Annotated in this window: 12 protein-coding genes; 7 read left to right on the forward strand and 5 right to left on the reverse strand. The window is 68.2% G+C overall.

The features are described from left to right. Positions 1-17 precede the first annotated feature (17 nt). From JIX55_RS15315 to JIX55_RS15325, 3 genes are read right to left on the reverse strand one after another with little or no spacing between them, the layout of a single operon-like run. Positions 18-3,455, reverse strand: coding sequence for a signal recognition particle (locus JIX55_RS15315; protein ID WP_257563875.1), 3,438 nt, complete (start codon positions 3,453-3,455; stop codon positions 18-20). After that, positions 3,448-4,626 carry a restriction endonuclease-related protein gene (locus tag JIX55_RS15320; protein WP_257563876.1) on the reverse strand — a complete coding sequence of 393 codons (1,179 nt, stop codon included), beginning with the start codon at positions 4,624-4,626 and terminating at the stop codon, positions 3,448-3,450. The genes JIX55_RS15315 and JIX55_RS15320 overlap by 8 nt, the downstream gene beginning before the upstream one ends. Further along, positions 4,623-6,260, reverse strand: a complete 1,638-nt coding sequence (locus tag JIX55_RS15325) for a PD-(D/E)XK nuclease family protein (RefSeq protein WP_257563877.1) — start codon at positions 6,258-6,260, stop codon at positions 4,623-4,625. Before JIX55_RS15325 ends, JIX55_RS15320 begins: the two co-directional genes overlap by 4 nt. A gap of 143 nt (positions 6,261-6,403) precedes the next feature. Between JIX55_RS15325 and JIX55_RS15330 the strand changes: the two genes are divergently transcribed. The 7 genes from JIX55_RS15330 (at position 6,404) to JIX55_RS15360 (ending at position 21,440) form a co-directional block, all read left to right on the forward strand. Then, positions 6,404-7,315 carry a hypothetical protein gene (locus JIX55_RS15330; RefSeq protein WP_257563878.1) on the forward strand — a complete coding sequence of 304 codons (912 nt, stop codon included), beginning with the start codon at positions 6,404-6,406 and terminating at the stop codon, positions 7,313-7,315. Positions 7,316-7,392: 77 nt separating this feature from the next. Then, complete coding sequence (locus JIX55_RS15335) at positions 7,393-8,511, forward strand: hypothetical protein (RefSeq protein WP_257563879.1); 1,119 nt, start codon at positions 7,393-7,395, stop codon at positions 8,509-8,511. Continuing rightward, complete coding sequence (locus JIX55_RS15340; protein WP_257563880.1) at positions 8,508-10,025, forward strand: hypothetical protein; 1,518 nt, start codon at positions 8,508-8,510, stop codon at positions 10,023-10,025. Before JIX55_RS15335 ends, JIX55_RS15340 begins: the two co-directional genes overlap by 4 nt. Beyond that, the gene (locus JIX55_RS15345) at positions 10,022-11,386 is read left to right on the forward strand and encodes an AAA family ATPase (protein ID WP_257563881.1); all 1,365 of its coding nucleotides are present in this window, start codon (positions 10,022-10,024) and stop codon (positions 11,384-11,386) included. Before JIX55_RS15340 ends, JIX55_RS15345 begins: the two co-directional genes overlap by 4 nt. Before the next feature lie 192 nt (positions 11,387-11,578). Beyond that, on the forward strand, positions 11,579-15,049 hold the full coding sequence (locus JIX55_RS15350) for a helicase-related protein (RefSeq protein ID WP_257563882.1): 3,471 nt from the start codon (positions 11,579-11,581) through the stop codon (positions 15,047-15,049). Positions 15,050-15,129: 80 nt separating this feature from the next. Beyond that, entirely contained in the window at positions 15,130-18,027 is a 2,898-nt protein-coding gene (locus tag JIX55_RS15355; RefSeq protein WP_257563883.1) for a DUF1156 domain-containing protein, read from the forward strand. Continuing rightward, positions 18,027-21,440, forward strand: a complete 3,414-nt coding sequence (locus JIX55_RS15360) for a Swt1 family HEPN domain-containing protein (protein WP_257563884.1) — start codon at positions 18,027-18,029, stop codon at positions 21,438-21,440. The genes JIX55_RS15355 and JIX55_RS15360 overlap by 1 nt, the downstream gene beginning before the upstream one ends. Before the next feature lie 240 nt (positions 21,441-21,680). Here the strand turns inward: JIX55_RS15360 and JIX55_RS15365 are convergent, their stop codons facing one another. Together JIX55_RS15365 and JIX55_RS15370 are read right to left on the reverse strand one after the other, a co-directional pair. Next, entirely contained in the window at positions 21,681-21,869 is a 189-nt protein-coding gene (locus tag JIX55_RS15365; protein WP_257563885.1) for a DUF397 domain-containing protein, read from the reverse strand. After that, on the reverse strand, positions 21,866-22,738 hold the full coding sequence (locus JIX55_RS15370; RefSeq protein WP_257563886.1) for a helix-turn-helix domain-containing protein: 873 nt from the start codon (positions 22,736-22,738) through the stop codon (positions 21,866-21,868). Before JIX55_RS15370 ends, JIX55_RS15365 begins: the two co-directional genes overlap by 4 nt. Positions 22,739-22,801 lie beyond the last annotated feature (63 nt).

Raw genomic sequence — 22,801 nt, forward strand, 5'->3', positions numbered from 1 at the left:
AAGGTGCCGACGGGCCGTCAGCCCATGTCCGCAAGGGCGCGATAGAGCGGTTCGTACAGCTCGCGGACGAGCGACTTGTCGATCGGGGCAGGCTCGGGATCGGCCGCGCCGTCTGCGGCGAAGTAGGGGGCGAGGACTTCGCGCATACTCGCCAGAAGACTCGTGTCGGGCGTGTCCATGGCCTGGAACCCGGCTTCGCGCGGCGAGAACGCCGCGTCGACGAAGACCACTCTGGCCGGCACGCCGCCGCGTACGAGTCGGCCGATGACCTGCCACATGACGACGAGTTGGTCCCAGGTGAACGCCACCTTCTCGTCGTCCCGCAGGCTCGACCAGGCGAGTTTGCGGGTCAGGTAACGGTTCCATTGACGGCGGGCACGGCTGCGGAAGGCGACGGCAGCTCGGTCGGGTGTGGCCGCGGCTAGCGCGCCTTGCCAGAACGTGCCGTCGATGTCGCGGAGTTGGCGTATGGCCCAGTCGTTGATGGACTGGATGGCGAGCGAGATGTCGTCGGGGCGCGGGTGGGGGCGGGCCAGGAAGTACACGGTGCCGATGGCGGCCTTGCCACCACGCAGCACGATGTTGTGCCCGCGCTCCACCGCGAGGAGCGGGGCGACGAGGAGGTCGCCGCCGTCGGAGGGAAACGACTTGACGTCCCCGCGCGGCAGGGTGCGCGCGGCATTGTCCTCCGGCAGCCGCGTCCAGGCGGTGTCCGCGTCCGCGTCGTCGGACACGAGCTGGGTGACACGTCCGTTCCACTCGGGGATCTGGTTGAGGTATTCGGCTGCCCTGCGTGCCTCGTCGTAGCTGCCGACGAGGAGGAGGATGCGGCGTCGCTCCGGGTCGTCGATCTCGTCCAGTTCGGCGTCCAGCATGCTCACCGAGTCGGGCAGGCTGCGGTCGGGCACAGCCAGCTGGTGCAGCATGTGCAGCAGGGCCTGTGGCCGCTCCTCGGGGTCGCAGCCGGACAGGCGCAACGGTTTCGGCTGGTCGCCTCCGGGCCAGTACAGGAACTCCTTGCGGAACTCGCTGCCCAGCACAGCCTCGACCTCCTCGTCGCGGGGTCGCAGTACGGCTCCCACGTCGGTGTGCACGTGGTACCTGCTGGATGTGCCCGCCCAGCTCGTGGCGGACATCAGGAGGACGTGCGGTCCGGGGCGGCCGTCCACGGCACACAGGTCGCCCAGCCGCATGAGCAGCTCACGGCCGACGCCGTTGCAGTGGAAGAAGCGGAGTTCGCCACTGCGGTCGCCGTCTCGCTCCCGGTCGTCGTGGCGGAACTGGAAGCCGAGGACATTGCCCATGGGCGACTCGGGGATGACCGCCTCATAGTCCTTCGGGGGCCTCCTGGAGAGCACATTGGAGGCGCTCTCCAGGTTGAGGGCGGCTTCGACGCGCGGCCACAGCGTGGTCATGAAGTCGAGGCGGCTGTGCAGGGCGGACAGGATCAGTGTGAACTCGAAGCGCCGGGCCTGGAGGTCGATATCGGCGCGTACGCCGCAGTCGTCCGAGACGACGTCGGTGAGGGCCTCGCGGAGCCGTTCGCGGGTTCGGGCTCCCTGCGGCGCGTGCAGGAGCTCCAGAGTGAGGTGGACGAAGGTGTTGACCAGGGGAGTCACCTCATCGTCTCCCGTACCGCTCTGTTGCTCGTGCAACGGATCGTCCCTGAACCGTCCGAGTGCGACGTCCAGGCTCCGGGCCGCCGCAGGAGGGCGCTCACCCTCATTCCGGCCGGGAAACCAGCTGTCGAGCAGCAGACTGTGCAGGGTGAAGGCGCTGAAGTAGTCCGTGCTGATCCAGCGCCTGAGGCCGTCGTCCTTGACGAGTAGCGCGTAGAGGCGGTCGGTGGCGGCGCTGACCGTGTTGACGGCGTTGGTCCAGTCGTCGACGTCACGGGCGGACAGCTGGAGCCGTCCATCACGGGCCATCTGCTGGAACTTGTGCACGGCGACCTCGTCGAACCAGGAGTTCGGGGCTTTACCCACGAGGGTGCTGGCAGGCGCGAAGGCCGTGTCGAGTTGCATCTGCACCCGGTCCGCCTCGTCCACGATGATCAGATCGCTCATCCGGCAGGCGAGTTCGAGATACCTCAGCTGCTCGTCGTGCTGGTGCTGCGGCACGGAGCTGTGCACCAGGCCGGCCGGGGTGGCGACCCACACCTGGGCGTCGACCAGGTCGCGGGCCCCGCGATGTCGGGGACAGCGGTTCCACAGCGGGCACAGCCGCCGCTGTGACTTCGGGCGCCGGGAGTCACGCACCGCTGGGCTCTCGTCGTCGAGCAGCGGATCGCCGTCAGCCGGCTCGACCTCGGGCACGGTGAAGAGGGTCAGACACGGTGCCTCACGGATGCCGAGGGGTCGGCGCGCCTCCAGGCCGCGCAGAACGTCGACCGGGCAGGCACTGCTCAGATAGGCGAAGCCCTCGTGGTCGTGCCCCAGCATGGTGGCCGCACCGGCCGTGGCAGTGCGGCGGTGCAGCCGGTTGATGTTGCGCTCGCGCGTGGAGTGCCCGAGGATCGGCGCGGCCCGCACGCCCAGCCGGTCGAACTGCTTGACGACAGCAAGGGTTTCCGCCACGTCGCCGACGACAATGGTGACGCGACGGGGTGTCTGGGTCACGACGTGGTACGTCAGGATGTCGCGGATCGTGGACTTGCCGGCGCCGACCATGCCCACCAGGTGCAGGAGCCGGTCGACCGTCAGCCGCCCCTTCTCCGAGAAGTTCTCGGCCTCCTCGTCGCGCACGAGCAGTTTGACGCGCCGAAGACGCCCGGCCCAGTCGTTGCGGGGACCGTGCGGTGCCGCCGCCTCTGCGGTGTCCATCGCGTCGGCGGCTTTTTCGAGTTCCGCCCAGGTGACGTCGATCGGCTCTCCCCGACCTGCGGGCTGCGCGTCGAGGGCGTGCGCACGGGGCAGGGTGTCCGACAGGAGTTCCTCCTCGAACACCACGGAGTGGGTGCGGTCCTGTACGCGGAAGGTGTACTCACCCGCCTCGGCGAAGGGAACGGAGCGCGTCGAGAAGTCGGGCGCGGTGCTGAGCAGTTTTTCGAAGATCTCGAAGCGGCGCGCGGCGCGTGCGGGCTCGCGGCGACGCGGTACGTCATCGAGTCCGTCGAGGTCGTATCCCCGCAGCTGCTGAGGAACTGTCAGATAGTCGGCCAGTGCCTCGCGCCAAGCGTGGCGCCGACGCAGGTCCCACAGGTAGTGGCGGGCTCGCAGGACGCGCAGGCGCTGTTCGTCTGTGCGCACGTCGCCGAAGGCTTCGCTGTAGGGGTAGCCGCCCAGCAGCGGCCAGACGTCGGCGGCAGTGCGGGTCGGCGTCACGTCCTGAAGCAGGTACAGGCCCAGTTCGATGTCGAGGAGGTCGCCGGGACGGAAGCTGCCGAGGTGCGTCGGCCATACTTCGGTGAGCTGCTCCGGCGAGCAGCGCCGATGCCATCCACTGCGGTCACGCATGGCGGCCTCCTTCGGTACGCGGTGGTTCTGGCTCCTGCCGATTCGGGGCGGGGAGTTCGCGGCCCACCAGCCGTAGAAACGCCTGGTCGTCCAGGAGAGTGACCCGCCCGGCCATGTCGTCGGGCAGGTTGCGGCGGAACTGCCGCCCGTACGCCTCGTTCTCGCGGAAGCGGTACCGGGGTACGACGAGGAAGGCACGCTCGTACGGAGGGTCACCCCGGAAGGGAGTGGTCGTGCGCGCCAGGAGTGCGGGGTTGACGCGGTCCTTCACATCCACGGCCCAGTGCCGACGCCCGGGCAGCGGGACGCGAAGGTCGTATGCGTCGTAGTTCGGCCACATCTCGGCCGTGATCCCGAACTTCTTCTTCAGTGCGGCTTCCAGATCCGTCTCGGCAAGTCCGGGGCTCGTGACGAACATGCGGAGGGGACGGCTGAGTTGGAAGACACCGCCCTTGTCGGGGCGCAGTGGAGTGCCATCGCCCCTCGCCCCGTCACGGCGGCAACGGTCCAGTTCGCAGCGGTGTCCGCCGACGAGCAGCGGCACCATAAGGCAGTGGCAGCGCGCGCACTGCCGATACGCGCCGTCACGCAGATAGGACGCGGGGGCGGGTTCGTAGCAGCGCTTGATGACGCTGTGCAGCAGCATCCCGCATTCCGGATCGCCGCCGAGCAGCGCCAGTTCGGCACCGGTGAGCACGGGCCGAGTGGTGAGAAGGGCACGGAAAGCGGTGTAGGTGCCGGGTGACTTGGCTGCGCGGCAGACTGCAAGGGCTTCCAGGATCCGTTCGTTCTCGAACAGTTCGGCGGCGGGATCGGCGGCGCTCACCTCCCACTCCAGGCACAATTGGTGCGGCAGCCTGGTCTCGGGATCGACCAGCAGAGCCGTGCCCGAGAGGACCTCGTCGGTGAGGGTCAACGGCCATTCCCTAAGCGGCCGTTCGCAGGACCAGCGAACCATTTCAGGCACGCTGCCCGGTGGTTCCTCACCCCGCCGCAGGCAGTGCAGCACGAGGCGGTTGTAGGCGTTCTGCACCTTGGCCGGGTAGACCGGGTTGGGCACGGTCCGCAGTCGGGACAGGCAGGCGAGGGCGCTGGCGATCAGGCGCAACAGCGTCTCGTCGGCGGTCCCAGCGCCTTCGGGAATCGCGGGCAGCAGGTCCGTCGTCGTCATACCTCTCCCTCTCGGGTTACGGTCAAGCCTGGCGCAGCACTCGGACACCACTGGGATACCGGACAGGACTGACAATGCGGTCCGGGCCGGGCGTCCCACGCCTCGTCGTCTCGCCAGGGACCGCTGTACCGCCGCAGCACGGACCGCGCCTTGGCCTGCTGCTCGGGGTCGGTCGGATCGATGACATGGGGATCGGAGCCGTCCGGCCGGAGGATCTCCACCTCGACGCGCGATCCGCCCGGGTCACCGCCCAGCGCACCCTGTGCCAGCAGGGTGACGGCCAGGGCGAGTTGGGGATACGTCTCCAGGAGATCCACCTGGTTCCGCCGCCGCTTCCTCGTCGTCTTGAGTTCTCGCCACACCCAGGAGCCGTCCTCCTGGTAGAGCAGGTCGGGCTTGGCGACGACCACGGCCTGTGCGGCGGTGTCGTGGACGACCCGCAGGGCCTCCGGCTCGACCCGCTGGACAAGTCCCGGGTCCTGGAAGGGGCAGGCGTCGACGTGGTGGAGCAACATGTCCCGGCCGGTCGCGGCGTCCTCGTCGGAGACCCGCCACCGCCCTTCCGTCCAGTTCTCGCCTTCGGTAGGCATGTCCGCGACGGCGCAGGGCGGCCACCCATCACGCCGGTGCAACTTCTCGATCCAGCCGTGCACCGCCTGGCCGAGTTTGGCGGCGCTGCCGTACTCATCGGACCTCGGCAGGTGTAACGCACGCAGGAACGCCTGTGCGGGGCAGGCCGCGTGGTAGCGGAGGTCGCTGACGGACACCTTCCGCAGCGGTGCGACGCGCGACGACACCCCAAGGACCCCGGGCCTGCGCGGCACAGCCGGGCAGGCCGTGAACTGCTTGCAGTCGACACAGGAGGAGCCGGGCGTCGGCGCCCCACCCGCCACGACACGAGCGACGTGCGAGTGCCCGTGCTCGGCGTAGTACGCCTCGGCGTCCTCGGCTGTACCGTCGAACTGCACCCGGGGCCGGCCATCGGCCAGCCCGACCTCGACGACGCGAACGCGCTCGGGCCGGGCGACGGGTCCGAGCGGCTGGAAGGCCCGCGACCACTTGAGGGGCCAGGCCGCCGGTCGCCCGTGGACCGCCACGTACACGGCGATGGCTATCTCGCCGGACTCGGATCCCTTGGCCTGGCCGTGCCGCAGCCGCCGGTACTCGCGCAGTCGTCCGTCGGCGGACTCGTACCGCCGCCACCAGGCGTACATCTCCCAGAACTTGCCGTTCTCGCGCTGCGCCACCCAGTAGGCACGGACGGGGCGCAGCTTCTTGTCGCTTTCCGCAGCCAACGCCTGTATGTACGACCGCAGGGCGTGCTCGGCGTAGGTGAGATGTCCGGGGTGGAGTGCGGGCGTCCTGAAGCGCAGCCCCTCCAGGGCCTGGTCGAGTGTCTCCTCGTGGAACTCGACCCGGTCGACGGCGTCCATGACCGGCCCCAGAGTGAAGGTTTCGAGCTCCGGCTTCGGCAGCCGCAGGCGCTGGGCCGGCCACAGCGTCGGTCGGGCCTTGGCGGCGGCGTGCGAGGGGCAGGTGTGCTCCTCGTCTCCGCCGGTTCCGGGCCCGACCCGCAGAAGACTGTCGTCCCCCGTGAGCCAGTGCGGCCTGCGCCATGCCATGTCGTGGCCCATTACCTCCCCCTTCGAGACAGACGTCGCCCTGACGCCACCCCTCGGCGTGGCCAGGAGCATCGATGTCTTCGACCGTAGCATGGAACATTGGAACTCCTTGGAAGTTCTTGGCATAGATTGGCTCGTGCGCTAAGGTGCCCCTCATGGCGGCATCACTGGAGGAGCTCGAGCAGCGCCTGTCCCATCTGCGCACCGAGTTGCGCGGCGCCGTACGCGCCCGGGACAAGGCCGAAACCACGCGCATCCGTCGCGCCCTGCGCGAGGCGGAAACCGCGTGGGAGCAGGCTCTCGATGCAGAGGCCGGGCCGGATGCCGAAGCCGAGCCGGATGCCGAAGCCGGGCCGGACACCGAGGCACTCGCGCCGGGGGCCGAGACACGGAAGCCACCCACGACGACAGGCGAACCACGCCGCCAGGAGCGCCCCGCGCACGGCTCCATCCCGGTCCGCGAACAGGTGCACCAAGCGCTCACTCTGCTGGGTGCTCCCGCGTCCCCGAAACTCATCTCGTCCGCGTACGAGGCGTTCTCCACCGAGCCGCTCGTCGCCGCCAAGCTCGCGTCGCTGCGCCGGGACGAGGAACGCTCCTTCACTGCACAGGGTTTTGCCCGCCCGTACTACATCTGCGCGGCCCTGACCCACGACCGCCTCGTCCCCGCCCGCGGGCTTCTCGCTCTGTCCACCTGGCCCGTGGAGCGACGGATCATCACCCCGCTCAGCCCCCGGACCGACTTCCTCACCCACGCGGTCGGCACCGCCGAGCAGATCCGGCGACTGGCCACCGCAGGGCATCCGGCCCCGGACGCGGCCTGGCGGCTGCTACGCCGGTTCGCCCTCACGATCCCGGGCGCCTGTGACTCCGCGGCCCCGGAACCCGACCCCGCCCGTGTGATCGCCGCCGCCCATGCCGAAGCAGCCGTCCACCAGCAGGAGGACGACCAACAGCGGCAGACGGCGGCGGAGCGCGTCCGTTCTCAACTCACCGACGCACAAAAGCTGTTCGGTGCAGCACCGCTGCGTGATGCCCTGCGTGACGCGAGCGGCAGCATGCACTGACCTCTCCCGGCGGGTGAGACGACCACGGTCGTCTCACCCGCCGGCACACCTCCGAAGACGTCCCCGAAGCAGAGACGATGCCCTCTCAGCAGTCCGAACCCCCCGACGACAGACTCGCGCGGCTACGCGGACCGCGCCCTCCCCAGCCGTACACCGCCCGCAAGATCACTGCCCTGACCGCCAACCCCGCCTGCGCCCGCCGCGCCGTCCTCGACGCGGCCGGCGTGGACAAGGCGCTGCTCGCCCAGCAGGTCGGATACGAGCCGCGCTTCGGCCAGTCGCCCTTCGCCATCGCCCGCGAGCAGGCGTTCCACGACCTCGTGAAGTGGGGCGGCTACGCCGAGCTCATCCGGCTGCTGCGCGAGCAGCTCACCGTCCCCGTGGCAGAGGCCCATGTCACCGACCTCAACGAGGTGGGGGGCAACACGGCCCTGCACGTGCGCGAGCGGGAGACCCGCCGCCTCATCGCGCACGTGGCCTCCGGCCAGGACGTACGGCTCATCCTCGACCGCCCCGTGCTCACCCTCGAAGTCGCCGGTCAGACGGCGTACTTGGAACCGGACGCGCTCACCCACCGCATCGACGGGAAGTTCCACGTCGTCCTGATCCGCTCGTTCGCGGCGATCGACGGCCAGGCAAACCCGACCGCCGTCGCCGAGGCGGCCAAGCAGGCCGCGGTCTACGTCCTCGCCCTGCGCCGCGCCTTCGAAACCGCCGGGCTGCCCACCGAGCAGATCTCCCACAAGTTCCTGCTCGTCTGCCCCAAGGACTTCTCCAACCGCCCCTACGGCCGCCTGATCGACCTCCGGCAGGAACTCGACGCCCTCCAGTTCCAGCTCACGCGGCTGCGGCGCGCCGAGGACCTCGCGGCCCGACTCCCCGAGACGGCGACCCTGGACACGACCCGCAGCACGGACGAACTCTCCTCCTCCATAGAGGCGTTGGACGCGTCGTACACGCCCTCCTGCCTGTCCTTCTGCGAAATGGCACGCTACTGCCGCGACGAGGCCGACGGATGTGCCTCGCCGGCTCGCCTGGGCAGCGGCGTACGCAACAACCTGCCGGGCATCGACTCCACCCGCACCGCGCTCGACTACCTGGACGGCGTCTCCGCCCCGGGAGAGGCCGAGGCGGAAACCGCCGACCTGCTGCGCGATGCCGCCCGGCTGCGCCGACTCCGCCGGGGGGCCGCATGAGTGTCCTGTCCACCGTCGCCGCGCTCACGGCGTCCCGCACCGGCCGTGCCGAGCCGCTGACGACCGTCCGCCACCAGCATCTGGACGAGAAGCCGTTCGTCCTGGTGCCGCTCACCCTCGCCGGCGAGGCGTGCGCACCCCTGGCCGCGCTCGCGGGTACGGACCCCGAGCACCCGACCCTCCTCACCGTCCGCCAGCCGCGCAGCCGCGCCGAACGCTTCCGGTTCGCCGAGCGCCTCGCCGCACTCCTCCTCGCGTACATCGATGGGTGCCGGACTGATACGGAGCCCTACACCGTCGGCCGCGGCAAGGAGAAGGAGGAACGCCTGCGCTTCCAGCGGGCCCCGCAGCTCCTCGTGCCGAACGGCGAGGGCATCGCGTACGTGCGCCTGCTCGGCCGTCTGACCAGACTGCGCGCCACAGAGGGACCGTACGCGGTCGACCCGTCCGTGCCCGCCCTCGGCAAGTGGCTGACCTGGTGCGCGGAGCTGGCCGAGTTCCCGAACTCCGGTGTGCTCCTCGCGATGACCCGACTGCTCGCCGCGCACTGGGCCACGGGCCAGAGCCCTTCCGAGGACTCCCACCTCGCGCCCTTGCTCGCCTGGATCGATCCGCCGAAAGGCAGCGACGGCGCGCGGGCGGCGCGCGAGGCGGAGGACCCCGCCGTGTGGCCGCCGGCCGGTCCGTCCACGGATCCGGTCTTCGACCGGACCCTCCACGAGCTGATGACTCGCTACGACGAGGCGTCCGACGAGCGCGGACGCGAGGCGGTCGGCCGCCAGATCGACCGTGAGCTGAGCGGCCAGATGCTGCCCACCTGGCGGCTCATGTGGCGTGGCGTGGAGCTGCTCCGCGATCTGCCGGAGGGCGCCCATCTCCCCGACCGCTGGGCCCTCGACCGGCGGTGGTTCTCCGAGTACGCCGAGTACATGGACGCCGACGGCCGCCCGCAGGCCCGGCGCGACCAAGCCGTCAGAGCCGCCCGCCGCCTGGCCCGGCTGGAGGACGCGGTCGCCCGCTACGAGGCGGAGCGCGCGTACGACGATCCGCTGGTGATGGCGGAGTACGAGCTGACCGGCGAGGCCTTCACGGGCACGGTGACGGCCAGGGACGAGGACCGCTTCGTCCCCGGCGATCGCCCTGGCTCCCAGGTCTGGCGCCCGGCGATCACCCTCCGCACCAGCACCGACACCCGCGTCGGTCTCGCGGTCGGCACGGAGGTGAAGTCCCCCGCCCGGCCCGGCCAAGGAGCCCGGATCCTCGAAGTACGGCAGGAGGACGACGGGGGCCACACCGTGGTGCTCCAGCTCAAGGGCGGCTTCGCGAACAAGCGCAAGCCGCCGGCACCGGCCGGCACCCTCGCGGAGACCGGCGAGGAGCTGACGTACACCACGCTCAACCCCACGGCCATGCCGTCCGCCCTGCCCGACGAGGAGAACACCCCCTGGACCCACGGCGGTCCGCCGCAGCCGTACGAGCCCACCAACGAGGACGCAGAGGAGACCTGGGAGTGACCGCCCTCCTTCCCGACACCGGGGAGCCCGAAGCCCTCACCCCCGGCGAACGCGCGGACCGGGCGGTCGCGGGGATCCTGACCAGCCTCGACACCGCGCCCGGCCGGGGCGTCGTCGTGGACTCACCTCCCGGAGCCGGGAAGTCCACGCTGGTGGTGAAGGCCACCGGGCACCTGACGTCCGCGGGCCACCAGCTCATGATCGTCGCGCAGACCAACGAGCAGGTCGACGACCTCGTGGACCGCATCGCGCGGGAGCATCCCGGCCTGGCACTCGGCCGCCTCCACGCCGGCGGCCACGTCCTCCCGCCCCGCGTCACCCGGCACCCCAACGTCACCGGGAGCCGCCAGGTGACGGACCTGCGCGACCTGCCCGTCGTGGTGTCCACCGCGAAGAAGTGGTCGTTCGTCACCCCGGACAAGTGCGCGCCGTGGCGGTGGGCCATCGTCGACGAGGCGTACCAGATGCGCTCGGACGGGCTCCTGGCAACGGCCCCGCTGTTCGCCCAGGACCACTCGCAGGTCCTCTTCGTCGGCGACCCCGGCCAGCTCGACCCCTTCGCCACCGTGGAGAGCGACCGCTGGCACGGCCTGACCTGGGACCCCCTGCGCAACGCGGTCGACGTCACCCTCGCCCACAACCCCGACCTCCTACGCCACCAACTCCCCGTCTCCTGGCGCCTGCCGGAGACGGCGGCACCCCTGGTCGAGCAGGCCTTCTACCCCTTCTACCGGTTCGTCCCCGGCACGACGGCACCGGAGCGCGTGCTGTCCTACGCCAGCCTGCCCCACGGCTCCGGCCCGCTGGACGACGTCCTCGCCCGGGCCGCCGACTCCGGCTGGGGCCACCTGGAACTCCCCGCCCGCCACACCCTCGACCAGGACCCGGAGGTGGCGGACGCCCTCGCGGTGACGGCTGCCCGGCTGCTGGAGCGTGGCGCGTTGGTCAATGGGGAGCGGCTGACTGAGGCGCGCATAGCGATCGGCACAGCACGCACCGTGCAGGCGGACGCGGTCCGCGCCCGCCTCGCCGATCGCGGCCTGACTGACATCATCGTGGACACCGCCAACCGCCTCCAGGGCCGCGAGTTCGACGTCACCCTGGTCTGGCACCCGCTGTCCGGCCGCCACGACGCCTCCGCCTTCCACCTGGAGACGGGCCGCCTGTGCGTCCTGCTCTCCCGGCACCGCTTCGCCTGCATCGTGGTGGCCCGCGCCGGCATCCGCGACCTGCTGGACCGGCATCCGCGGAGCAGTCCTGTGTACCTGGATGTGCCGCCCAAGTTTCCGGATGGGTGGCGGGCGCATCAGGTGGTTATGGGGCATTTGGAGCGGGGGGAGCACCGGGTGCGGGCGGCTTGAGAACCCTGAAATCCAATCATCACCAAGATGTGAAATATCCGAGGAGAAAGTGGTTGAATGCTGCATGTGCTGCGCTTTGGCAGCTTTCGTCAGTGACGTCGGACACTCGTAACTACGCTTTCGATGAAGCAGCGACGTCCACGGCGGTCGGCGCCGATTTTCTCCGCGCCTGGTTCTGGGGGGAAAGGTCCTATGCACACCGATGAGGTCGAGCCTGGGGTTCGCCTGACCGGATTGGCCTCGGGGTCGGTGACCGTCGTGGCCGCCACGCCGGTCGGTGACGCTCTTCAAATTACGGTCCGCGACGACTCCGGGCACCTATTCGACCAGGTGCTCTTCCCCGAAGACCTCCCTGGGCTGCGGCGTGAAGCATCGAGCTCGCGGTGGTCGTTCGACGCCGACCCTGCTCAGTTCCGTCTTGCGGCTGAAGCTCTGCGCATGCGGCACGCGGGTCTGTCGGACCCGATGCTGGCCGTGGAAACCAGCGACATCGACCCGCTGCCCCACCAGATCCGCGCCGTCTACGGCACCCTGCTGGCCCAAGCCGGCTCCCTGCGCTTCCTGCTGGCAGATGATCCTGGCGCAGGAAAGACGATCATGGCGGGTCTGTATCTCAAGGAGCTGCTGCTGCGTGAAGACGTGCAGCGTTGCCTGATCGTCGCCCCCGGTGGGCTGGTCGAGCAGTGGCAGACCGAACTCGCGGAGAAGTTCGGGATCGAGATGGCGATCTTGACACGCGATCTCGCTGAGGCCGACCGCGATGGCGACCCGTTCCGGCGCAACCCCATGCTGATCGCGCGCATGGACCAGCTCGCCCGCAACGAAGAGTGGCAGACCATCCTCGCAGAGTCTGAATGGGACCTCATCGTCGTGGACGAGGCCCACCGCATGAGCGCCTCCTGGTTCGGCAACGAACTCAAGCGCACCCGCCGCTACGAGCTCGGCCAGCTGCTCGGCAGAATCACCCGACACTTCCTGCTGATGACCGCGACCCCTCACTCGGGATCGGAAGCCAACTTCCAGACGTTCCTCGCGCTACTGGATCCCGACAGGTTCGCTGGGCAGTACCGCCAGGGCGTGCACTCCACCGACACCACCGGACTGATGCGCCGGATGATCAAGGAGGACCTGCTCACCTTCGAGGGTAAGCCGCTATTCCCTGAGCGGGTGGCGGAGACCGTCGAGTACACGCTTTCCCTACCGGAGATGCGTCTGTACGAAGAGGTCACCGAGTACGTACGCACGGAGATGAACCGGGCCGAGCGAACCGACGGCAGACGACGCACCGTCGGCTTCGCGCTCACGGTCATGCAGCGACGCCTGGCGTCGAGCCCGGAGGCGATCTACCGGTCGATACGGCGCCGTGCCGCGCGCCTGCGCGCCCACCGTGAGCAGATCCTGGCGGGCCCGTTCGTTCCCCCACCCGAGACACTGTCGTTCGACCCGGACGATTTCGACTCCGACGAGTTGGGTGCCGCCGAGCTGGAGCAGCTGGAGAGCGAGGTCCTGGACGCCGCCACCGCCGCACGCACGGCAGCCGAGCTGGACGCCGAGCTCGCGGTCCTGGCACGTCTTGAAGAGATCGCTGAACAGGTCCGTACCTCGGGTGAGGATCGAAAGTGGCAGGAGTTGCGTTCCCTTGTCCTCAAGGCCCGCGAAGAGGGCCTGAGCAGTGACCGCCACGCCCCGCACAAGATCATTATCTTCACCGAGCACCGCGACACCCTCGACTACCTCGCAGGCCGGATCACCACCCTGCTGGGCGGCGATGCGGATGCCGTGTGCACCATCCACGGCGGCACCGCGCGACAGGCTCGTCGGGAAACCCGAACCAAGTTCAGCAACGACCCTCGCTGCCATGTTCTGATCGCAACCGATGCCGCCGGCGAAGGACTGAACCTTCAGGCCGCGCACCTGATGGTCAACTATGACCTCCCCTGGAACCCCAACCGAATCGAGCAGCGCTTCGGACGTATCCACCGCATCGGCCAGCGCGAGGTCTGCCGCCTGTGGAATCTCGTGGCCTCCGAAACCAGGGAAGGTCAGGTCTTCCAGCGCCTCCTGACCAAGATCGAGCAGCAGCGTCGCGCCTACGGCGGCAAGGTCTTCGACGTCCTGGGAGAGAATGCCTTCGCGGACGAGCCGCTACGTGACCTGCTTATGCGAGCCATCCGCTACGGCGAGCAGCCCGAGGTCCGCGCCCACCTGGACCAGGTCATCGACAAGTCCGTAGCCGACGGCCTCCAGGAGCTGATCAAGGAACGCGCACTGGCCACCTCGGAGATCGGGCTGGAGGAGCTGGCCGAGCTGCGCCGGCAGATGGATGAGGCCCGTGCCCGGCGCATGCAGCCCCATTTCGTGCAGGCTTTCGTCATGGAGTCCCTGCGTGCCCTAGGCGGGCGGGCCTCCAAGCGGGAGAAAGACCGATTCGAGCTGACCCAGGTGCCCGCCGCTTTGCGCGAAGGTCGGCGTACCGTCAGCCCGCGCTATGCACGCATCACCTTCGAGCCCTCGGCCGTGATCATGCCCGGCCGCCCGGACGCCGAGCTCATAGCGCCCGGGCATCCGCTGATGGACGCGATCATCACTGAGATCCTGAACAGGTACGGCGACACGCTGACCCGTGGAGCGACCTTCCTGGACCGGACCGTCACCACTCCCCAGCTCGTGTTCGCCTTGCTGGAAGAGCTCTCGGACGGGCACGGCGCGGCAATCAGCAAGAGGTTCGAGTACGTCTCCGTGCTGCCCGACGGAACCGCACAGCAGGCAGGCCCCGCTCCGTACCTCGACCTGTCCCTGCCTACAGACCTGAACCTGGAGCAGCACACCACGCTGACCCTTGCCATCAACTCCGAGCTGTCCGCACCCTGGCTTGCCGACGGCGTTGAGAAGATCGCCCAGAGCTGGGCGATCCAGCACGGTTTGCCCGAGCACCGCGCCGACGTCGTCGCTCGCGTCGTCCCAGCTGTCGAGCGGACGCGCAAGCTTATGCGTCAGCGGCTGCTGGCTCAGATGAACTACTGGGACGGCGAGTCGATCAAGCTCGCCGAGGCGCAGGCGGCAGGCAAGAAGATCCGTATCTCGCCGGCCACCGCACGCGATCGCGCCCGGTCGCTGGAGGCCCGGCTCGAACGCCGTCAAGGCGAACTCGACCTCGAAATCCAGGTCAACGTGCACCCACCGCAGATCATCAGCGCAGCGCTCGTCCTGCCCGCCGGGGTCGTCCCGGGCACCGCCGACGATCAGCCGACACCTGACAGCTTCGCTCTGGACACCACCGTCACCGAGCGTCGTGCCGTAGATGCCGTACTGGCTGCCGAGCGTCGGCTCGGCCGGGTACCTGAGGAGATGGCGCACTCCAACAAGGGCTTCGACATCCGTTCCTGCAAGCCCGACGGCCACCTGATCTTCATCGAGGTCAAGGGGCGTGTGCTGGGCGCTGACAACTTCACTGTCACCACCAGCGAGGTCGGCTACGCCAAGAACGCCGAGCCCGACTACCGGCTGGCCCTCGTCGCTGTCGACCCCGACACCCCCGACGGGTCGAACGACCAGGTCCGCTATGTGCTCAACCCCTTCGCCGACTTAGTCCTGGACAAGTACGTCGACGACCTGCGCCGCAAGTGGAAGGCCGAGTGGGGCCGCGGTGTGGAGCCCCTCTGACGCACACGATCCACATGCCTTCATCCGCTCGAACACCACCCGAGGAACGGTTCGAGTGCAGCGGAAACTAGATTGAGCAGGTGAACACCGCAGTGCAGCCCGGAACGCCGTCAGGTTCTGTCCCTCGACGCAAGCTCATCGAGGTCTCTCTCCCGCTGGAGGACATCAACGCCGAGTCCGCCCGGGAGAAGTCGATCCGCCATGGCCATCCCTCTACGCTGCACCTGTGGTGGGCCCGCCGGCCGCTGGCGGCGGCGCGGGCGGTGCTGTTCGCCCAGCTCGTCGATGACCCGTCTTCGCATCCCGAGCTGTTCCCCACGGAGGAAGAGCAGAAGGCGGAACGTGAGCGCCTGCACGGGATCATCCGACGGCTGGTGGTCTGGGAGAACATCAACGACGAGGGCCTGTATCGAGAGGCCCGCGAGGAGATCCTCAAGAGCACGGGAGGGAACCCGCCGGCAATCCTTGACCCGTTTGCCGGCGGCGGCACGATCCCATTGGAGGCGCAGCGTCTCGGCCTGGAGACTCACGCCAGCGACCTCAACCCCGTGCCGGTACTGATCAACAAAGCTCTTATCGAGATCCCGTCGAAGTTCGCCGGACAGCCGCCGATCTTCCCGGGGGCTGCTGAGAGTCGATTGGGGCCTTGGCCACGCGCCACAGGGCTAGCGGAGGACGTACGCCGTTACGGCGCGTGGCTGATCGGCCGCGCCCGGGAGCGCGTAGGGTACCTGTATCCAAAGGCGCAGGTTCCCGTGCTGGGATCCGAGGGCCAGCTCACGGGGAAGACCACCGAAGCCTCCGTCATCGCATGGATCTGGGCCCGTACGGTGATCTGCCCCAACCCGGCGTGCGGCATCCGCATGCCGCTGGTGCGTTCCTGGTGGCTCGGCAAGAAGAAGGGCAAGGAAGCGTACGTCGTCCCGGAAGTGGTCGACGACGCCACGGCGCCCGGCGGACGGCGCGTGGAGTTCGCCATCGGGCACGACGCAAAGCAGGCTCCGGCGAAGACGGACGACGGAACGATGTCCGGCCAGAAGGGCGGAAAATGCATTGCGTGCCAGGCATTCGTCAGCGCTGCTGAGGTACATCGCCAGTACGACGTGCCAGACGATCAGAAGCCTGCTTCTGTATTGATCGCCGTTGTTGCCGAAGGGAAAAAAAAGCGCATCTATCTCCCCCCATCCGTCGCGCATACCGCGGTTGTGAGAGATGTCCGCACAGAGGCCGTCGCCATCCGACAAGGCGATGCAGAGCTCAACGCACAAGCTCGAGGCACCTTCGGCGGAAATGCTCAAGGGCGCCGATGGGGATTCTTTACCTTCGCCGACTACTTCGCCGACCGCCAGATCATCGCCTTGACCACCTTCAGCGACCTTGTCACCAAGGCGCGCGAGCGTGCACTGGCCGACGCACTTGCCGCAGGCCTCCCCCCCGGTGAGCGACTGAACAAGGGAGGCAACGGAGCAGAGGCGTACGCGGATGCTGTCGCGACATATCTAGGCCTGACGGTAAGCCGCCTGACCGACTATCAGTCGGGAATAACAACCTGGGCCAGCAACCCACAGATGGAGATCCTGCGGAATGTGTTTTCCCGTCAGGCAATCCCGATGGCGTGGGATTTCGCCGAAGGTAATCCATTCGGGCCTTCTTCCGGCACGCTAGAAATCATGCTTTCAGCCGTGGTTAAGGCCGTGGACAAGCTTCCCGCTTCGTCCCCTGGTGGAGTCTCTCAGGCCGACGCTGCCAGCCGTGACTACACAGGGCTCTTGGTCGCAACAGATCCTCCGTACTACGACAACATCGTCTACTCTGACGTCTCCGACTTCTTCTACGTCTGGCTTCGCCGCTCCCTCCGCAGCATTTACCCGAGCCTGTTCGGGACGATGCTAGTTCCCAAGGATGAGGAACTCGTCGCCAACTCCTACCGCCATGGCGGGAAAGAAAAGGCCGAGAAGTTCTTCGAGGAGGGCTTCGAGCAGGTCTTCGCGCGCGCACGGCAGTCGGCATCGTCGGACTACCCGATCACTGTCTTCTACGCCTTCAAGCAGGCCGAGCTGGAGAAGGAAGGTGTCGCTTCCACTGGGTGGTCCACCTTCCTGGAGGGAATGGTCCGTAATGGCTGGTCGATCACCGCGACGTGGCCGGTTCGCTCGGAGCGTGGCGGCCGGATGACCTCCGTGGGTACGAACGCACTCGCCTCGTCGATCGTGCTGGCTCTCCGCCCCCGCGAGAAATCCGCACCGGCGACGGACCGCACAGGGTTCCTGGTCGCGCTCCACACAGAGCTGGAGGAGGCACTGCCTCGTATCCGTGAGGGCGCGATCGCCCCGGCGGACCTGAGGCAGACGATCCTTGGTCCTGGTATGGCGGTGTTCTCCCGCTTCTCCCGGGTACTGGAGGACGACGGCTCCACGATGTTGGTGAAGACCGCACTGGCATTGATCAACCAGACGTTCGACGCCCTGCAGAACGAACACGACGCCGAACTGGACGCCGAAACCCGGTTCTGCTTGGACTGGTTCCGCTCTTACGGATGGGACACCCGTCCCTACGGTGACGCCGAGTCGCTGGCGGTGCCCCTGGGCCTCTCTGTGGACGGGATCGCCCGCGGCGGAACCCTCACCTCCGGCGGCGGAAAGGTCGCGCTGATCAAGCCGCAGGACCTCGACTCCGGATGGGACCCGGCCCACGATGACCGGCTGTCCCTGTGGGAGGTCACCTGCCATCTTGCACGCGCGTACGCGACCGAGGGGCGCGAGGAGGCCGCCAGGCTCATGGCCGAGGTGAAGGGGAGGGTGGACCTGGACGAGGTCAACCGCCTGGCCACCCGCCTGTACGAGCTGATGGAGTCTCAAGATTCCTTGACCGCTGGCCTGTTCAATGGGCTCGGAGGTGCGTGGGCCGATGTCTCCGCGACATCGACCACGATCCGCCCGGCCGCTGTGGCCGAGATGCTCTTTGGGGAGGAGATCTGATGGCGCTGACAAACAACGAGAAGGTACTGCGCAGCTTCGACCAGCTGCTCGAGGGCATGCGGCCGTGGGTCGACATGCGTATGTCAGCTCAGGCTCCGAATGGCAAGGACTGGACCGAGCTGATCGCCGCTGAGGACGTGGCGAAGTTCGGCACAGCCAAGACGTACTCACGCGACGACGTGCGGTTCCTGCTGCGCATAATCACGGAGAGATGGAAGGTCTTCGAGAGGGACCTCTCGCGCCCGCAGTCCGCGTTGGCCTCCGAGCTGCGGGAGACGGCGAACGCCGCGCATCACGGGCAGAAGTTCTCCTCGGACGACACCTACCGTGCGCTGGACACGATCGAGCGTCTACTGACGGTGATCGGTGCCGGTGGCGAGGCCGATGCGGTCGCGAAGATGCGCATGGAACACCAGCGGGAGGTCTTCGAAAAGCAGACCCGCAACCGGCTCATCCGTGAGGCGCAGGCGGTCAAGGTGGCCGGTATGCAGGCCGGTACGGCGATCAAGCCGTGGCGTGAAGTCATCCGGCCGCACGCCGACGTGATCCGCGGGCAGTTCTCCGCCGCGGAGTTCGCTGCCGACCTGTATGCGGTGGCCCATGGCCACAGCGCGGCGCCGGAGTATCTGAACCCGGCTGAGTTCTTCTCCCGTACCTATCTCACCAGCGGTCTGTCCGATCTGCTGACTCGTGCGCTCAAGCGCCTCTCCGGGGACGCCGGAGCAAGCCCGGTCATAAACCTGCAGACCCAGTTCGGTGGCGGCAAGACGCACTCGATGCTGGCCCTGTACCACCTGTTCTCCGAAGGCCTGGCTACAAGCGCACTGTCTCAGTCTGTCCAGGACGTTGTGCATGCCTCCCTGCCCACGGCTGAAGGCGATCCGCTGAGGTCTTTGGACGTGAAGCGGGTCACCTTGGTGGGCACGAAGCTCTCCCCGAGCCAGCCGATCCCTAAGGACGACGGCACGCAGGTGCGCACGCTCTGGGGGGAGTTGGCCTGGCAGCTGGGAGATCGCGAGGCATTCGACCGCGTCGCGATGGCTGATGCCACCGGCACCGATCCCGGCGACGCGCTGGACGCCGTCGTGCGCGACGTCGTCGCCGGCGGCAAGAGCGTGCTGATCCTGATCGACGAGTGGGTGGCCTACGCCCGCCAACTCGTGGGCCGCGACGACCTGCCCGGCGGATCCTTTGCCACGCAGCACACCTTCGCCCAGCACCTGACCGAGATGGCCAAATCCATCCCGGGCGTCATGCTCGTGGTCTCGATCCCCGCTTCCGACTCCCTGGACAACGGGGGCGGCGGCTCGGCGCTGGAGGTAGGCGGCCCCAACGGGCACGTCGCCCTGGAAACCCTGCAGCACACCATCGGCCGGAACGCCGACGACTGGCGGCCGGCCAACAACATCGAGTCCTTCGAGATCGTCCGGCGGCGCCTGTTCGAAGAACCCGACGCCGTGGCCCTGGCTGACATCGCCGCTGTGGCCAAGCAGTACGTGAAGTACTACCAGGAGAACACCGGGTTCTTCCCTCGCGAGACGACCACCGGCGCGTACGAGCAGCGCATCCGAGCGGCGTACCCCATCCATCCCGAGTTGTTCGACCGGCTCTACGAAGACTGGTCGACGCTGCCGAAGTTCCAGCGCACCCGCGGTGTGCTGCGCCTGATGAGCGTGGTCATCAACTCACTGTGGGCCGCCAATGACACCACACCGCTTATCACTCCTGGCGCAGTGCCCGTCCACGACACCCAGGTCTTCAGCGAGATCACCAAGTATCTCGATGACAACTGGAAGCCAGTGGTGGACAAGGACGTCGACGGTGAGGGGGCCACCCCTGTTCAGATCGACCACGAGCGTCCGTCGTTCGGGCAGCGAGCCCTTACCAGGCGTGTCGCCCGGTCGGTATTCATCGCAACTGTGCCGACGCTGCGCTCCGCACACAAGGGCGTGGATATCCAGCAACTCCGCTTGGGCACTGCGGTTCCGGGCGACGTCATCAACCACATCGGTGATGCCCGTGCCTTGCTGGGCCAACGTGCCACGTACTTCTACGAAGATGGCGACCGCTCCTGGTACGACCTGGCTGCTTCGGTCTCCCGCGTGGCCGCCGACCGCGCAGCCGGCTACAGCCAGGCCGACGTGCACGCCACGATCGTCGAACGCCTCAAGACGACGGCGAAGGCATCCAAGGCTTCCTTCGGTGCCGTGCACGCCGCGCCTCTCGACACCGGGGACATCCCCGATTCCGAGGTGCTCAAGCTCGTCGTCCTGCACCCGAAGTTCACCTGGGGCAAGGACGCCTCCGCCGCCACGGATTTCGCCGCGCGTCTCCTTCGGGAGGCAGGCGCCGGGCAGCGGCAGCGCCGCAACATGCTGGTCATGGTCGCCGCCGATCGCGACACCTACCCCGAACTCGAAGGGGTCGTACGGGAGTACCGGGCCTGGAAATCCATCGCCGACGAGGCCGAGGAGCTTGAGCTCAGCGCCCAGCAGCGCAAGCAGTCCGTCACCCGCGCACGCCAGTTGGACGCGGCCGTCGACGACCGCATCCGCGCAGCCTTCACCGCAGCGCTGATCCCGACCGAACTGCCCGGTCAGAAGCCCACTATCTCCCTTACCCGTGTCGCCAAGGACGGTGGTTCCCTCGCCGAGCGCGTCACCGCGGCGCTCAAAGCCAAGGGCTGGATCACCCCGGTGCTCGGGGCAACGCTGGTGCGTATGGCTCTCGAAGGCGCCCTGGCCAACGCCTGGGGCAAGGGGCACGTGCGGTTCGGCGACCTGTGGTCCTGGTACACGCAGTACCCCTACCTCAAGCGCCTGCCCAACCGGCAGGTGCTCGAACAGGCCGTACTCGGCGCCGCCGACGTCCTTCTCTGGCAGCAGGACGCCTTCGCCCTCGCCGACGGCTACGACGAAGCCACCGACGAGTACCAGAACCTCTGGATCCACGGCGACAAGCCCGATCCCAGCTTCGTCACCGATGACACGCTCCTCGTCCAGCCGGCCCGAGCCGTCGCCCAGCGCGCACGGGTTGTGGCTACCCCGCCGATCGAACCGGTCACCCCTGCGGACGGCAGCAATAGCGGTGAAGGCAGCAGCCCGTCTCCCAGTCCCGGTGCTGTCATGCCTACGCCGGGCCCCGGCTCTCAGCCCTCGACTCCGCCGGCGAAGAAGGTCACGCGCAGGTTCTGGGGTGTCAAGACCCTTAATCCCAACCGTCCCGCTGCCGACTTCGCCAATATCCAGCAGGAGGTCCTGGCGCACCTCGAAGCCGCCGACGGCGTCACGCTCGAGGTCCGTATCGAGATCGCCGCAAGCACTCCCGACGGATTCACCGAACAGCAGGTACGTACCGTCCGAGAGAACGCCGCCCAGTTGAAGTTCGAGGACACGGGTTTCGAAGAGAACTGAGTTGGTCCGACGAGCCGCGCGCACATCGATCTGCTCGGAGGGGTCCCTGCCGGTGAGCTCGGGAGGCCGTGACGTTGTGTCTGCGGCCTTCCGCGCTCGACGTCACCGATGAACCTGGGTACAGCTGACGCTACATACTGCGGTGGGGGAGACCCAGAGGTCTCCCCCACCAGCACTGAGCGATGCGGGACCGAGGGCAATACCACCACACCGGTCACCGGCCGTCGGCGCCTGTGGCCCTTACACCTCTGTCGCGAACCTCAGGAACCGCGACCACTCCTCGCGGCCGACGGCGAAGTGAAGGCGCGTCACGTCCTTGGAGTCCCGTACGCACACGGCCTGTTCGGTAACGGCGACCTCCACGCAGTCGTCACCCTGACTGCCGCTGTAGCTGGACTTGAACCACGCCAGTTCCGGCCTCGTGCTCATAGCTCTCCTCGGAGTCGCTCCAGCAGACCCCGTGAGTCCTTGGCGTTCAGGGCCTGCGAGCGCAGTGTGTCATAGCGCTGGCAGAGGAGGCTCACCTCTTTCACGTCGGAGATCAGACGGCCGTTCTGCTGCCCCTCGGAGTACGCAAGTCGTTGCCCTCTGGGAGTCTCCAGAAGCCGCACCGGCCCATCCAGACAGGCATGCAACCCAGCCTCCAACGGCACGACTTGTAGCGTCACGTTCCGCGGTGCGCTCAGCTCCAGCACATGGTCGAACATCTCCCGCATCTGGTCCGGATCCCCGAACCTGCGCCGGAAGACGTGCTCTTCGACGATGAAGCTGAACGGCGTCGTCGGACGCTCGAACAGCATCCGCTGCCGCTCCATCCGCCGGGCCATGAAGTCCTCCAGCAGGCTGTCCGGCGCCACTGGAACGGTCCCCTCGAACACCGCCCGCGCATACCCCTCCGACTGCAACAACCCCGGCACCAGCCGACATTCGTACGTACACAAGCTCACCGCCACCCGCTCCAGCCGAGCCCACTGCCGGAACCACGCCGCGAGCCCCACATCCCCGCGCCCCCGGGTCACGTACTTCGACGCCTTCCGCAGCGCCCCCGCGTTCCCCAGCGCCTCCTCTGACCGCTCCACCAACGCCACGTCGGGCATGCGGCGCCCCAACTCCACCGACTCCACGGTGTGCTTGGAGAAGCTGACCAGGTTCGCGAACTCGGTTCTGCTGTACCCCGCGTGCTCGCGCAGTGCCTGCATGACCGCCCCGAACGTCCGCAGGCTGTCCGAGGGATCGGGCTCCCGGTCCGCCTCGCCGCACGACACGTCTTCGTCGTCCACCACACCGCCGTCGGTCATCCGCGGCCACCTCCGGTTCCGTACCCGCGCTGTTCGCCGTCCCACAGTCGACGACACTCAGCG

Origin of the sequence: Streptomyces sp. DSM 40750 (assembly GCF_024612035.1) — a bacterium.
In the GTDB taxonomy this organism is placed as follows: Bacteria; Actinomycetota; Actinomycetes; order Streptomycetales; family Streptomycetaceae; genus Streptomyces.

What these genes read in the sequence shown, in the direction of transcription:
- JIX55_RS15360 (WP_257563884.1), top strand. Translation starts at nt 18,027, where the DNA reads ATGGCGCTGACAAACAACGAGAAGGTACTGCGCAGCTTCGACCAGCTG.
- JIX55_RS15335 (WP_257563879.1), top strand. Translation starts at nt 7,393, where the DNA reads ATGCCCTCTCAGCAGTCCGAACCCCCCGACGACAGACTCGCGCGGCTA.
- JIX55_RS15325 (WP_257563877.1), bottom strand. Translation starts at nt 6,260, where the DNA reads ATGGGCCACGACATGGCATGGCGCAGGCCGCACTGGCTCACGGGGGAC.
- JIX55_RS15340 (WP_257563880.1), top strand. Translation starts at nt 8,508, where the DNA reads ATGAGTGTCCTGTCCACCGTCGCCGCGCTCACGGCGTCCCGCACCGGC.
- JIX55_RS15370 (WP_257563886.1), bottom strand. Translation starts at nt 22,738, where the DNA reads ATGACCGACGGCGGTGTGGTGGACGACGAAGACGTGTCGTGCGGCGAG.
- JIX55_RS15330 (WP_257563878.1), top strand. Translation starts at nt 6,404, where the DNA reads ATGGCGGCATCACTGGAGGAGCTCGAGCAGCGCCTGTCCCATCTGCGC.
- JIX55_RS15350 (WP_257563882.1), top strand. Translation starts at nt 11,579, where the DNA reads ATGCACACCGATGAGGTCGAGCCTGGGGTTCGCCTGACCGGATTGGCC.
- JIX55_RS15315 (WP_257563875.1), bottom strand. Translation starts at nt 3,455, where the DNA reads ATGCGTGACCGCAGTGGATGGCATCGGCGCTGCTCGCCGGAGCAGCTC.
- JIX55_RS15320 (WP_257563876.1), bottom strand. Translation starts at nt 4,626, where the DNA reads ATGACGACGACGGACCTGCTGCCCGCGATTCCCGAAGGCGCTGGGACC.
- JIX55_RS15365 (WP_257563885.1), bottom strand. Translation starts at nt 21,869, where the DNA reads ATGAGCACGAGGCCGGAACTGGCGTGGTTCAAGTCCAGCTACAGCGGC.